Consider the following 13,523-nt stretch of genomic DNA (forward strand, 5'->3'; position numbering starts at 1 on the left):
TAATTATGTTGAATTGTGTTGTATTCATGTTGTTTTATGAAAATTGTAGCGCCGCTAAATCAGACTGTCAACCAGAAATTCTGATAATGTCCGCTGCAAGAGGAATCAGCTGATGAGTTGACATCCTGTAACCCTGCTTCTAAAATGATGAAAACAACACAAAACAACATTAATAGGATGAAATCAGTCAAGTAGGAGGCCCCTGATGTCATTAACATTTGAAGATCGCAGGATGACGATTCTGAATCATTTGGAAATGGAAGGAAAAGTGCAGGTGCATCACCTGTCTGAGCTGCTCAGCGTTTCAACGGAAACGGTGCGGCGGGATTTGGATCGACTGGAGAAGGAGGGCAAGCTTCGCAAGGTGTACGGGGGCGCGGTCAAAATGCGCATGGAGCTTGTCGAGCCGCCTTTTCTGAAGCGGACCCAGATGATGAAGACAGAGAAAATGTCCATTGGTAAGCTGGCGGCTTCCTTAATTAAAGACGGTGAAACGATTATGGTGGATACCGGAACGACGACAATTGAGATTTTGCCTTATTTAAAGGATCGAACGAACATTACCTTGATCACGCACTCGGTCCCGGTACTTAATTTAGCAATGGAAACGTTTCGTGGGAAAATTATTTTTGCAGGCGGGGAAGTAAATCAAGAGTACCAAGCGACAACAGGCTCCCTGACCGATCAGATACTGGATCAATTTAAAGTGAACAAAGCGTTTATTTCGGTGGGCGGCATTTCACTTGTAGATGGCATTACGGACTACCATTTAGCTGAAGCGACCATCTCGCGGAAAATGATGCAGCGGGCGGAAGAGTCTATTGTGGTTGCGGATCACTCCAAATTTGGGATGTCCACGTTTTCCAGAGTATCGAGGCTGGAGGAGATTTCAATGCTGATCACGGATGCAGGTTGCTCCAAGGAATGGGTAGATACGATGGAAGCGCTTGGTATCGAGGTGCGAATTAGCGAGTAGGATTTGAAGTAGTATCATGAGTTTTATAAGGCGAAGAAGTAGCTCATAAAAATGATAAGAATGGCAAAAGACAATCCTCTTCGGCAATGGGAAGAGGGTTGTCTTTTGTATTGCGCTATAAAAACCACCTGAGGTATGTACGGACAAACCTACCTACCTACAATTACTGAGGTATATTGTCAATTCTTGAGCAGGTTGTTTCTCTCCTATCTTGGATGTAAAATTTCGTTGAAATCAAAAAGTTGTAGCTTTAAATCAATTTTAAAAGGTGCTCATTGTCTGCTTGTAGATCTAGATCGGTCAATACATTAATTTCTTAAAAAGGTAAAGAAATGCTTTTGTATGTAAAAAGATGAACATTGATTTTTTGTTTGATGTTATTTTGAGTCTCGATATGGTTTGACATTAAATAAATGCGAAAAAATCTATACTTTTTAAGTAAAAAAAAACATCGATTAAAAATAACAATTACTTTAAGGTGAGCACAGGTTCAAATCAAAGTTAGATGTAACCAAAAGAGGAGGCAACAAAATGATTAGGAAGTCATTAGCAATTTTGTTAGCGGTTACATTGTTGGTGTTCATAGTACCACGCCAACAAGTATTCGCTGCGCAGCAGGATGATACGACCTTTGAAAATCCGTTAATATGGGCGGATGTTCCGGATCCTGATGTCATTCGAGTAGGTGATACCTATTACATGACGAGTACAACGATGCATATGAATCCTGGTGTTCCTATCATGAAATCTAATGATTTGGTCCATTGGGAAATCGTCAATTATGTGTATGACATCCTAGCAGATGAAGATGAGCAAACTCTTCGAAATGGAAAAAATGATTACAGTAAAGGCTCATGGGCAAGCAGCATTCGTTATCATGAAGGCAAATATTACATTGCGTTTGCTTCATACAACACAGGTAAAACTTACATCTATCAAACATCGGATTGAAGCTATTCGATACCGAAGCACTTGCGAAAATTCCCGGCTATTCGAACCCGCTCATCAGCCATAAGCTTGGAGCTGATCCGTTCGCTATGGTGTATGACGGTAGAGTCTACATCTATATGTCTAGTGATGAATTCGAGTATGACGGCAATGGAAATGTAAAGGACAATTCGTTCAGCAATTTAAATCGAGTATTCGTCATTTCCTCCGATGATATGGTTAACTGGACCGATCATGGCGCAATTCCAGTAGCTGGACCAAATGGCATTGCTAACTGGGCAACCTTCTCTTGGGCGCCTGCAGCTGCGCATAAGAAGATTAACGGAGTGGATAAGTTTTTCCTTTATTTTGCAAACGGTGCAGGGGGCATAGGAGTGCTCACGGCAGACAGCCCAATTGGTCCATGGACCGATCCGCTTGGCAAGCCGCTTGTATCGGGCAACACGCCTGGCGTACCTGGTGTCGTATGGCTGTTTGATCCGGCAGTATTGGTAGATGATGATGGAGCTGGCTACTTGTACTTCGGGGGAGGAATTCCAGGAGATCCAAATCCTTCAGCTGAACAAATCGCCCATCCGAACACGGCCAGAGTCATAAAGCTAGGTGATGATATGGTCAGCACGGTTGGCTCGGCAGAAAAGATCGACGCACCCTACATGTTCGAGGATTCCGGCATTCATAAATTTAACGGCAAATATTATTATACCTATTGCTCGAATTTTGCAGGTACACATCCGGAAGGAACGCCACCTGCAGGTGAAATCGCGTATATGGTAAGCGACAATCCAATGGGGCCATTTACTTACGTTGGACCCATTCTAAAAAATCCGGGTGTATTTTTCGGAGTAGGCGGCAATAACCATCATTCCATCTTTGAATTTAATAACGAATGGTACATCACTTACCATGCTCAAACCGTCAGCAAAGCGATGATTGGGGATGGGAAAGGATACCGTTCTACGCATATCAACAAAGTGGAGTTCTATGAGAATGGTCATATCAAAGATATTAAAGCGGATATGAAAGGGGTATCCCAGCTTGCTAATCTGAATCCTTATACAAGAACGGAAGCGGAAACGATTGCCTGGAATGCAGGCATCGCTACGGAGAAGTCAGAGGCACCAGGAAACCCTGTTGAAGAGATTAATCTGGATGTTACGAATGTGAATAAGGGAGACTGGCTAGCGGTAGCAAACGCTGACTTTGGGACAGATGGAGCAGCGACCTTCGAAGCGAATGTTGCTTCCACCAGTGGGGGCAAAATCGAAATTCGAGTAGACAGTCCAATCGGCGACGTCATTGGCACGCTGGATGTCCAGTCTACTGGTGGAGCACAGCAATGGAAGCTCTTGAAGACCGAAGTCACGAATGTGACAGGCGTTCATAATATCTTCTTTATGTTCAGTGGTGAAGAGGACAATCTATTTCAAATCGATTATTGGAAGTTTACTTCAAAGAATCCAACGTCACCAGTAATTCCAATAGAATCCATCAGCCTTGCAGATGCTCCAGCCTCAATGAAGTTGAACGGTCAAGTAACGGTAAATGCTGCACTCGCTCCGGCAAATGCAACAAGCCCTGTCTACAAATGGGAAGCAAGTGGTGCGATCAGCATCGCTGGAGCTGACAATCAAGCAGCCGTTACGATTAAGGGTGTATCTGCAGGTTCTGGCAAGCTGAAGTTGACAGTTACAGCTGGCGGTGTGCAGAAGCAGGTGGAAGGAAATATTACCGTAACGAAGGATAGTGACAGTAGCAATAATGGAAATCCAGGTACGACTACAACAGAACCGTCGAATCCTGATGAGCCATCAACAGTTTCTGTATTTTCCGATCTGAAAGGCTATTCTTGGGCGGAAGAAGCTATAAACGCTTTGGCGAAAATAGGTGTCATTAATGGAACATCTAGTACAACATTTGAACCAAGCCGCAGTGTGACGAGAGCTGAATTCGTAACGCTGCTGGTCAGAGCGATGGGGCTGAAAGCCGATGTAACAGACAATTTTGTCGATGTACCGGCTAATGCGTATTATTATGAAGCATTAGGTGTAGTCAAGCAGCTTGGTATCGCGCTGGGGTCTGGAGACAATGCATTCCACCCGAATGCTACCATTTCCAGACAAGATATGATGGTGCTTGTAGCACGGGTACTTGAAATGACGAATAATGAGCAGTTGGATGGTAATGCAGCTGACCTGAGCGGTTTCACCGATAAGGACAAGATTGCTGATTATGCAGCAGAAGCACTAGCGGCGTTAGTGAAGGAAGGTATTGTAACGGGAAGCGGGAACGGGAGGCTTAATCCGCAAGGTACGGCAACTAGAGCCGAAGCGGCCGTTATGATTTACCGTATACTGAATGTGTATGGCCTAACACAATAATTTTTCTTATATCCCCGAGCTGGAAACATTAGCTGGGGATTGTTTTTTTGTTTTTAAACCATCTAAGAATAGATCAATAATCAATGAGGATAGGTCATTGTTTTGAATAATTAGATATTCTATACTAACTTCAATAAGAACAATGAAAGCGCTACCAAATGTGAATAGAAGGAGTATTAAATCATTTTTCACAGAGGGGAGCGTCTATTATTTTGAGCCTTAAGCATTGATTTCTGAATATTAATAATTATAAATTAATTTAAATAATCAGGTGGTGTAAAACGATGCGAATTCCTTACAACAAGAGTAGAACTTCATTTATAAAATTTCTATACATACTGCCATTTATGATCTTACTTGGTATCTTTGCCTACTACCCTCTTTATGGATGGGTATATGCATTCTTTGACTATACGCCTCCCATTCCTCTATCTCAGTCGCCCTTTGTAGGTCTAAAGTGGTTTCGTTCTTTGGTCGAAAACCAAGTGAAAATAGATCAACTTCTTCAAATTATAAAAAACACGTTTGGCATGAGCGGCTTAAATCTACTTTTCTCCTGGCTTCCCATGGTCTTTGCCATATTCTTGACAGAGATTAAAGCGGTCCGATTCCGGAAGTTTATACAGACGGTAACGACCCTTCCAAACTTTATCAGCTGGGTATTGGTTTATTCTTTGGCGTTTTCCATGTTCTCTAGTGAAGGGATCATTAATGGCCTCCTGAAGATGTTTGGATTTATCGATTCTCCGATTTTATTTCTTCAAAACTCCGACCACGTTTGGATTACGATGTGGATGTGGTCGACTTGGAAAGCATTAGGCTGGTCCGCCATTTTGTATATTGCGGCAATTATGGGGATAGATGATTCTCTTTATGAAGCCGCCCATGTTGACGGTGCGACGCGAATGCAGATTATTTGGTATGTGGTATTGCCAAGCATGCTGCCAACGTATTTTGTTTTATTGATGCTGCAAATTGCGAGCTTCCTGAATAATGGTCTGGAACAATATTTCGTGTTTCAGAATGCTTTTAACAAAGATACGATACAGGCTTTGGACTTATATGTATACAACCTGGCAATGGGCGGCGGCAGCTATTCCGTTTCGGTCGCAATCAGTATGCTGAAGAGCTTGATTAGCGTGGTGCTTCTCTTTTCTGTGAACAAATTATCCAAATTGCTAAGAGGAGAGAGCATCGTATGAGTAAAGTGAAAGTACAGACTAGCACCACAGACAAAATGATTTCTGTCTTGATCTATACGGTGTTTTCCCTGTTTGCTCTTATATGTGTGTATCCCTTTTATTCCATTATCATTAACACCATTAGTGCGAACGATATTAGTGCTAGAGGCGATGTTGTATTTTTCCCTAAGCATATTCATTTCCAGAACTATCTGGATGTATTTAAAATACCTGGATTATGGGACGCTGCTGTCATATCTCTAAGCAGAACGTTAATAGGTACAACTTTGACAGTCGGCGCATCCGCTTTTCTGGGCTTTATGTTTACCCAGGAGGATATGTGGGGGAGAAGATTCTGGTATCGATTTACGGTCGTTACGATGTTCTTTAATGCCGGGGTTATTCCATGGTATTTGACGATGAGATCTTTGCATCTAACCAATAACTTTTTGGCTTATATCCTGCCTACAATCGTAGCTCCCTTTTTCATCATTCTTGTAAAGACCTTTGTAGAATCGACACCAAAGGAATTGCAGCAGGCGGCAAGCATTGACGGCGCCGGCATTATGACTCTCTTTTTCAGAATCATGCTGCCTATAAGCAAGCCTATACTAGCAACCGTTGCTATATTCTCGGCCGTAGATCAGTGGAATTCCTTTCAGGACACGCTGCTTCTGGTTACGGACAGCAAGCTTTATAGCTTGCAGTTTATTCTCTTTAACTATATCAATCAGGCAAGCTCCTTATCTACCATGGTCAACCTGCAAAATGCCGGTTCAACAGCCATGGCAAGCTTGGCCACAAAGCAGACCACGACTTCTATTCGCATGACCGTTACCATTATTGTTGTGGCGCCAATTTTACTGATTTATCCAATATTCCAAAGATTCTTCGTAAAGGGAGTTATGATCGGTGCAGTGAAAGGTTAACTTGCGCCATTATAATACATGAAATGATTCGGGGGGATGTAAATGAAGAGCAGCAATAAAAAATGGACGTTGTTATCGGCTGCAGGTATCTTCTTGTTGTCGACAACATTAGCTGGGTGTCAGAACGCTTCCAATCCATCGCCAAGTACGTCATCAGAGCCTAGTAATGGGACGGGCACATCGCAGTCCGGCAAAGGGATCGATCACAGCAAGCCGCTGACCGTTACCGTTTACGATAATGCGGCCAATTACCAAGGAGAGCAGACGGGCTGGTACGGAAAGCTTATCAAGGATAAGTTTAATATCACGCTTAACATTCTCGCTCCACAGGTTGCTGGAGATCAGCTGTATAAGACAAGAACAGCAGCAGGGAATTTGGGTGACCTCCTGATTGTTGATAACAGTCAGCTGGAAGAGTTAATTCCCGCAGGTCTAGTGATGGATATCACGGATAAGGTAAACAACACGAAATATCTGTCCAAATACGTAGATAATCATTTTAAACCTTTCAACGCGGCTTTCGATAAGGTGAACCCGGATGGGAAAATTTACGCCATGCCGACTTTTGAAGCCGATACTTCTCCAACAACATTTTCGGAAGAAATTCCTTATTCCAGCCCCATTATGCCATGGGATTATTACAAAGGAGTAGGAGCTCCCAAGCTCAATAACTTGACCGATCTTCTGAATGTATTGAAAGAAATGCAGAAGAAATACCCTGCTACGCCAGATGGCAAAAAAATCGTTCCGATTACCTTATGGAAGGATTGGGATGGCGGGAGTATGGAAAATGCAAGATGGTTAAGTAACTGGTACGGCTATGAGCAGCCAGACGGAACATCGACCATTCAATTGAATGCAAAAGGGGACATCGTTCCGCTTATAGATGATAACAGTATGTACAAGAAGATATTACAATTCTATTTTACAGCCAATCAGATGGGTCTTGTTGATCCCGACTCTGCCTCGCAGGATTGGAACAAGGTCTCAGAAAAGCTGACCAACAAGCAGGTTCTTCTCTTGTGGTACTCCTGGCAGAGAGGTTTCTATAACTCTATCGAAAGAGGCAAAAACGGTGATGGTAATGTGGCAGTTCCGATTGCCGACACTCATATTATTCAGAGCAGCGATGCTTATTATGGGAATGGTAGAGTATTCGCCATTGGTTCAAAAGCAAAGGAACCGGAGAGAATTATGGAATTGCTTGATTGGATGGCTTCGCCTGAAGGCTTGCGCTATTATACAAACGGCTTTGAAGGCTTTAATTACGAGAAGACTGCAGATGGCAAGTTGAAGCTTACCGAAATAGGGCAAACCGCCTTCCAAAAAAACACTCCGGTTCCTGATCAGTACGGAGGCGGCGGATACCAGGACGGACAAAGCAAGATTAACAGTATGATTATGAGTGATTTTGTCGTCGATCCGGATACAGGGGAATTTTATAACAGCACTTATTGGAGCTCAACTATCGAGGCAAACAAAACGGCACTCACTACAGACTGGCAGAATACCTATAACGCAGAAAATGCAACCGAGTATTACATGAAAAACAATATGATTGATATCGTGCCAAATATCAATACAAGTCTTGGAAGTGATTCGTCAGATATTAAGAACAAACGCAGCCAGATTTCGGATTATGTAAAAAATACATCCTGGAAGATGGTATTCGCTAAGAGCCAAGCTGAATTCGATCAGTTATGGACAAAGATGAAGAGCGATGTAGTAGGACTTGGTTGGAATGATGTTGTTGCTGTTGATACAGAAAAAGCTCAAAAAATCGTAAAAATGCGTGCCGATGCAACAGCTGGCAAGTAATGATTCGATTGAAGGGAGAATGAACATGCTTAGAGTTGTAAAAGTGGAAAATGGGATGGTACAAGGGCTGCCGGCGGCAGATCCCCGAATTACGAGTTTTAAAGGAATTCCTTTTGCCGCTCCGCCAATAGGAGAGAATCGCTGGCGTGCCCCTCAGCCGGCCAATGATTGGGATGGCGTACGAAAAGCCTACGAATATTCGCCTATTCCGTTACAAGTCAGACAGGAACTCGATGATAATAATATCTATACACGGGAATGGGCGGTAGAGCCGGACATTGCCATGAATGAGGATTGTCTCTACTTAAACGTATGGACTCCGGCTAAAAGTACGGATGAACAGCTGCCGGTATTCGTCTGGTATTTTGGCGGTGGCTTGCAGGTTGGCCATCCATCTGAAATGGAGTTCGATGGCGAACGTATTGCCCGAAGAGGTATCGTGGTTGTTACCATCAATTATCGGCTGAATGCATTTGGATTTCTATGCCACCCTGAAATTACGGCAGAAGCGTCGGATGCCCCCGCTAACTTCGGCCACCTCGATCAGCAGGCCGCTACAAGATGGGTCAAACGTAATATTGCTGCTTTCGGCGGAGATCCGCAAAATATGACGATTGGCGGACAATCTGCTGGAGGCGGCAGTGTGATGAGCCAGCTGACCTCACCTCAGAACAGTGAACTTTTTCAAAGAGCGATTGTTCAAAGCGGATTGTTCACCCAGCTATACCCGAACCCAGGAATGCCAAGGTTTCTCCGTACGTTGGAGGAAGCCGAAAAGGAAGGCATACAGTTCTTTTCCTTTCTTGGAGTAGCCTCACTTGAAGAAGCACGAAGCCTTGATGCCGACTATTTACGTGACAAGATCGTGGAATATAAAGCCTTTTGGGGGACAGTCGTAGATCATAAATTCAGCGTAGGGAATTCGTTTGATCTATTCCTTCAAAACAAGCGTTTGCAGGTACCGGTCATGCTTGGCCATACATCATCTGAATTTTTCAGTGTTCCGCTAGCGGTATCCTTAGTAGAGTTTCAAGAGATGGCCGTCAATCTGTTCGGTGACAACGCCAAGACGTTCTTGGAGCTATGCGATTATTCAACAGGCAACCTTGAAGAAGCTATTAAAAAAGCTTCGGTAAGCGGAATCGAATATGCCATCCGGATTGCAGGGCAGGCAAACTCTGACACCGGGGCGAATACACGTCTTTATTATTACAATTTCGATGCAGAGATTCCAGGATGGGATAATCCGGGAACGTTTCATTCGGTAGATCTTTGGTTCTTCTTTGAGACTCTTGCCAAATGCTGGCGGCCTTTTGTCGGCAAGCATTACGATCTGGCCCGTCAGATGTGCAATTATTGGGCGAACTTCATCCGTGAAGGAGATCCGAACGGCAAAGATTCTACGGGAGAGGATTTGCCGCGTTGGGAGCCTTATACGCCTGATGCACCTTACGGCATGAAGTTCGCGGATCAAGCTGAGTTTGCCAGGGAACAGCCTAATGATAGGATGAAATTCCTCGTAGGACAATTTTTTAAGGAGAATCAATTGATTTCGACGGAATGACCGGTATGTCCTGAGCCTCTTCGAAAGAGTCGATATGCATTTGGAATTTTCGCGGCGAATAACCGGTTACTTGTTTGAATTGCCGGCAGAAATGTTCTACATTTTGATAGCCGCACCGATAAGCAACTTCGGTAATGGTTTGAGAGCCATGAAATAAATATTCTTTGGCTAGACGAATTCGGCTGCTGATGACATCCTCTATGCAGGAAATACCAAAGGTCTTTTTGTAAATGGTCTGCAGATAGCCCGGGCTGATTCGGAGGGAATCCGCCATTTTCGGCACCGTCCAGTGATCGCCCGGGTTGCTCTGAATAGCCGCTCGTAGTCTTAATAAATCGTAATATTGTGTCGTAAAGCCATCATGGCAATAGGACTCTAATAGCTTATTGAACAACGTATGGAGTAGATAATCTATGGAGGATTTCTTGTAATCTTTATTAAAATTATGCTCAATAACTAGCAGCTCGAACAGCTTGTGGCAATAGTCCGGATCATCCAAAGAAAATGGAATGCCAAATGGAAGCGATGTTTTTGAAACGAACGGCTCGTCCGATTCAAAGCGGATCCAGTTGTTTACATATTTATCAGCGCAGGCTTGATAATAGATTTTTTGTTGTGCTTGGTAGAGGATTGCGCTGTGGGGCGGGTATTTTTTGAGTTCACCATTAACCCAGAATTGAGCGGGGGTCTTAGTGATGACCAGAAGCCAGCAGTGATGGCCTTGAGGAATATCAAATATAAAATTGCTTGCGTGCGTAGCATCGCATTCCACATAGTGAATATGATTCATCTCATTTTGTCTCTCCTTTTACATGCTGTATATTCCCATTATTCCGTTCATAATGACAGGGGGCTCCCTCAAATATACAAAAAAGGAATTAGTAATTTAAGTAAAAAACAGCCTATAACTTGTACGGTAATTAAACCGTTTTTAACAGGTTGTTGTCAATGAGCTGGAGATGCTACTTTATTTTATAATAGAAAGATTTAGAGAGGGGAAAGGCAAATATGTTTCTCGAATCAGCTCCACCTGGCTATGACCAGTATAGGGAGGACATTCCTCATGGTCATATAGGGACAGTCGAATATGAATCGGGCACGGTTGGCAGCAAACGCAGCTGTATGATTTACACACCTCCTGGGTATACAAAGGAGCTAAAGTATAATGTCTTGTATCTCTTGCACGGGATTGGCGGAGATGAGACGGAATGGTATAAACATGGTGCTCCGCAAGTGATTCTAGATAATTTATTTGCTGATAATAAGCTCTCACCTATGATCGTGGTTCTCCCGAATGGGCGTGCGATGAAAAATGATCGGGCGGAGGGAGATATATTTGCCCCTGATAAAATAAAAGCATTCGAAACGTTTGAATCTGATTTGCTCCATGACCTAATTCCTTTTGTAGAGTCGCATTACCCTGTCTTTACTGGCTCTGAGAACCGCGCATTAGCCGGCCTATCCATGGGAGGCGGGCAATCTTTAAATATGGGGTTTAATAATCCTGATTATTTTGAATGGGTAGGGGCATTTTCTGCCGCGCCAAATACAAGAGATCCCGAGCAATTGCTGCCTTATCCGGAGAAATCGACAGCGCAGCTGCGTCTGCTGTGGTTGTCTTGTGGTGTGCTTGATGAGCTGAAGCATGTCAGCGACAGAACTCACGCCTTTCTGAAGCAGGAGAATATTTCACATCTCTGGTATGAGGAAAGCGGAGGACATGACTGGCCGGTCTGGAAAAATGATTTGTACCATTTCTCCCAGCTAATCTTCAGATAATACGATAGAACAAGTAATCGGGGCAGCTACCTTGTAGCGGTTGCCCCGATTGTTATGTTAGTTGATCTTCACCAGCTGCCACTGCTGATTCAGGTTGCCCCGATACAAATTCTGTTGAATCAAAGCATTGTTAGCTGTGGAAGAATTGGCAACTTCAACCGCTTTATTGCTGTTCACGTTGATCATGCTCCAATACCCGTTGCTCAGCTTGATGAGCCGGAACTGCTGCGGGGTATTATTGTAATCCGACATAAGCTGAATGGCTTCTCCATTGTTTTTTGTGCCGTTGCGTACATCCATGACTTTGCTGTCGGGCGAGCTGACGCTCTGGAGCTTGTAGTAATTGTTATAGGTGCCCTGATCCGAGATAACCCACTGCTGAGCGGTTGCGCCATTGTCTGTGTATTGCTGTAGCTGCAGAGCGTTTGTGTTTGCCCCGCCAGGCACTTCTAACGCTTTGCCGGAAGCCCGGTTAATAATTTTGTAGGTCGATCCGGACTGTATGCCATTCCAGATTCCGTTCCATGGATGCAGCTGTGCCCGCTCATAATACCATTCGAATATAAATCGGGCCATGCCGTCCCTCGCCGTATTGCCGTCATACTTCAATCCGGCCGTAGGATCTGCAAAGGAGCTTCTTGTACCTGGCTCCAGCAGGAAGCCGTTCATATGAACGGCGATGCTGACATTACCCGCCGCAGTAAAGATTGCTTTCGTATTCTTGCCAAAGCCTTCATTGGAACCGTTGAACAGATCCCAATAGGAAGAGTCTCCTGTTAATGTCTTGAACCAAGTCGTCTCCGTAATATTGATTGGATAACTGTTGGCACATGGCTTGATGGTATCATCCCAGATCTGCTGCAGAGCTGCATAATTATCATGGGCACCATAACCGGGATACCAGTGAACGGCATAACCGTAATTGTTGAGCGGATCAGTCAGCGGGTAAGAAGCGCATAGTTGATAATATTGATCCCATCCAAGTCCTGACGCCCAGATTACATTATCTGCTCCGTTATTGCGGATCGTTGAGATGATCGAGTTCTGGAACGTCTTAAGAGAATTCCAGTAGGCAACGAAGTCGCTTTGGGCAGGGTTGCCGCCCCAAGAACCGTTGGCATTAGCTTGGACCGGTTCATTGATGAGCTCGAACATGACATTGTCCGCACTCTTGATGGCCGTCTGGGAGGACAGATAACCCCAGATTTGATTGAATTTGTCTAGATTAGCCTGTGTAGTCGCTTGGTTATTCAGAATGGTGAAGTCAAGTCCAAGCGTGACATATACTCCCTTGGTCTTGGCGTAGTTAATGAACGGAATGATAACATCCTGAGTGACGGACTGTAAGCCTGCAAAATTGTAGGTACCGGCCGCCACATCGCCCATGTCCTCACGATCAATGAACAGGCGGACCTGGTTCATATACCAGCCATGATTGTTGCCATATTTATTTGATGTGCTGGTAAAGGTATCAGTAATGTCCTTCAGGTATGCCAGAACTGCCGCATGTCTGTTCCCGCCATACTGATCTAGGTAGTAGCTGCTGTCCTGATACGTCCAGTATGAACCGGAAGGCTGATGCCAACCGCTCAGCAGTACAGGCTGACCGCTGCTGTTCACAAGCTGATTGCCGCTTACATGAAGCTTGGACATGTTCATTCCTGACCATGCTTTCGCCGGATTACTGTTCATCAGGGATGGCGTTAATATAAGGGCCACCAGTGTGAACAGCTTCAGAATCCAGCTTGACTTGCTCTTTCTCATTAATACCCAACTCCTTTGATATTCGGTTGTATGTGAAATCTAGGAAGTACAGGGATACCCCGCAAATATACAGCGGTCGGCGCGGCGTCAGCTAAGTAGGAGGCAGCTCTAAGAAGGGGGATTCATGTGGGGATGCAATTGAATACGCTTGCAAGAACGAGTTTACTACTTGGGAACAGGTGA

The 13,523-nt window shown here is 44.3% G+C and carries 10 protein-coding genes; 8 read left to right on the forward strand and 2 right to left on the reverse strand.

Annotated elements, in window-relative coordinates; translation table 11 throughout:
• The first annotated feature begins 205 nt into the window (after positions 1-205).
• From FHS17_RS06005 to FHS17_RS06035, 7 genes are all read left to right on the forward strand, one after another.
• Positions 206-976, forward strand: coding sequence for a DeoR/GlpR family DNA-binding transcription regulator (locus tag FHS17_RS06005; protein ID WP_167276623.1), 771 nt, complete (start codon positions 206-208; stop codon positions 974-976).
• A 531-nt stretch (positions 977-1,507) separates the two neighbouring features.
• Positions 1,508-1,927 carry a family 43 glycosylhydrolase gene (locus FHS17_RS06010; RefSeq protein WP_167276626.1) on the forward strand — a complete coding sequence of 140 codons (420 nt, stop codon included), beginning with the start codon at positions 1,508-1,510 and terminating at the stop codon, positions 1,925-1,927.
• A gap of 86 nt (positions 1,928-2,013) precedes the next feature.
• Entirely contained in the window at positions 2,014-4,305 is a 2,292-nt protein-coding gene (locus tag FHS17_RS30825) for an S-layer homology domain-containing protein (RefSeq protein ID WP_462931736.1), read from the forward strand.
• A gap of 470 nt (positions 4,306-4,775) precedes the next feature.
• A complete protein-coding gene (locus FHS17_RS06020; RefSeq protein ID WP_243865219.1) occupies positions 4,776-5,507 on the forward strand; it encodes an ABC transporter permease subunit in 732 nt (243 codons plus the stop codon).
• Positions 5,504-6,415, forward strand: coding sequence for a carbohydrate ABC transporter permease (locus tag FHS17_RS06025; protein WP_167276632.1), 912 nt, complete (start codon positions 5,504-5,506; stop codon positions 6,413-6,415). The genes FHS17_RS06020 and FHS17_RS06025 overlap by 4 nt, the downstream gene beginning before the upstream one ends.
• A gap of 42 nt (positions 6,416-6,457) precedes the next feature.
• Positions 6,458-8,233 carry a type 2 periplasmic-binding domain-containing protein gene (locus FHS17_RS06030; protein WP_167276634.1) on the forward strand — a complete coding sequence of 592 codons (1,776 nt, stop codon included), beginning with the start codon at positions 6,458-6,460 and terminating at the stop codon, positions 8,231-8,233.
• Positions 8,234-8,258: 25 nt separating this feature from the next.
• Positions 8,259-9,797, forward strand: coding sequence for a carboxylesterase/lipase family protein (locus tag FHS17_RS06035; protein ID WP_167276636.1), 1,539 nt, complete (start codon positions 8,259-8,261; stop codon positions 9,795-9,797).
• On the opposite strand, the gene FHS17_RS06040 is transcribed toward FHS17_RS06035, so the two are convergent.
• A complete protein-coding gene (locus FHS17_RS06040) occupies positions 9,766-10,587 on the reverse strand; it encodes a helix-turn-helix transcriptional regulator (RefSeq protein ID WP_167276638.1) in 822 nt (273 codons plus the stop codon). The genes FHS17_RS06035 and FHS17_RS06040 overlap by 32 nt on opposite strands.
• 218 nt (positions 10,588-10,805) lie before the next feature.
• On the opposite strand from FHS17_RS06040, the gene FHS17_RS06045 reads away from it, so the two are divergent.
• The gene (locus FHS17_RS06045; protein WP_167276640.1) at positions 10,806-11,576 is read left to right on the forward strand and encodes an alpha/beta hydrolase; all 771 of its coding nucleotides are present in this window, start codon (positions 10,806-10,808) and stop codon (positions 11,574-11,576) included.
• A gap of 57 nt (positions 11,577-11,633) precedes the next feature.
• Here the strand turns inward: FHS17_RS06045 and FHS17_RS06050 are convergent, their stop codons facing one another.
• Positions 11,634-13,340, reverse strand: a complete 1,707-nt coding sequence (locus tag FHS17_RS06050) for an RICIN domain-containing protein (RefSeq protein ID WP_167276642.1) — start codon at positions 13,338-13,340, stop codon at positions 11,634-11,636.
• Between the last annotated feature and the right edge of the window lie 183 nt (positions 13,341-13,523).

The sequence above is a fragment of the Paenibacillus lupini genome (assembly GCF_011761355.1).
Lineage (GTDB): Bacteria > Bacillota > Bacilli > Paenibacillales > Paenibacillaceae > Pristimantibacillus > Pristimantibacillus lupini.

Excerpts from the sequence above, each read along its gene's own strand:
- FHS17_RS06050 (WP_167276642.1), bottom strand. The coding sequence starts at position 13,340 with ATGAGAAAGAGCAAGTCAAGCTGGATTCTGAAGCTGTTCACACTGGTG.
- FHS17_RS06035 (WP_167276636.1), top strand. The coding sequence starts at position 8,259 with ATGCTTAGAGTTGTAAAAGTGGAAAATGGGATGGTACAAGGGCTGCCG.
- FHS17_RS06040 (WP_167276638.1), bottom strand. The coding sequence starts at position 10,587 with ATGAATCATATTCACTATGTGGAATGCGATGCTACGCACGCAAGCAAT.
- FHS17_RS30825 (WP_462931736.1), top strand. The coding sequence starts at position 2,014 with ATGGTGTATGACGGTAGAGTCTACATCTATATGTCTAGTGATGAATTC.
- FHS17_RS06025 (WP_167276632.1), top strand. The coding sequence starts at position 5,504 with ATGAGTAAAGTGAAAGTACAGACTAGCACCACAGACAAAATGATTTCT.
- FHS17_RS06045 (WP_167276640.1), top strand. The coding sequence starts at position 10,806 with ATGTTTCTCGAATCAGCTCCACCTGGCTATGACCAGTATAGGGAGGAC.
- FHS17_RS06010 (WP_167276626.1), top strand. The coding sequence starts at position 1,508 with ATGATTAGGAAGTCATTAGCAATTTTGTTAGCGGTTACATTGTTGGTG.
- FHS17_RS06030 (WP_167276634.1), top strand. The coding sequence starts at position 6,458 with ATGAAGAGCAGCAATAAAAAATGGACGTTGTTATCGGCTGCAGGTATC.
- FHS17_RS06005 (WP_167276623.1), top strand. The coding sequence starts at position 206 with ATGTCATTAACATTTGAAGATCGCAGGATGACGATTCTGAATCATTTG.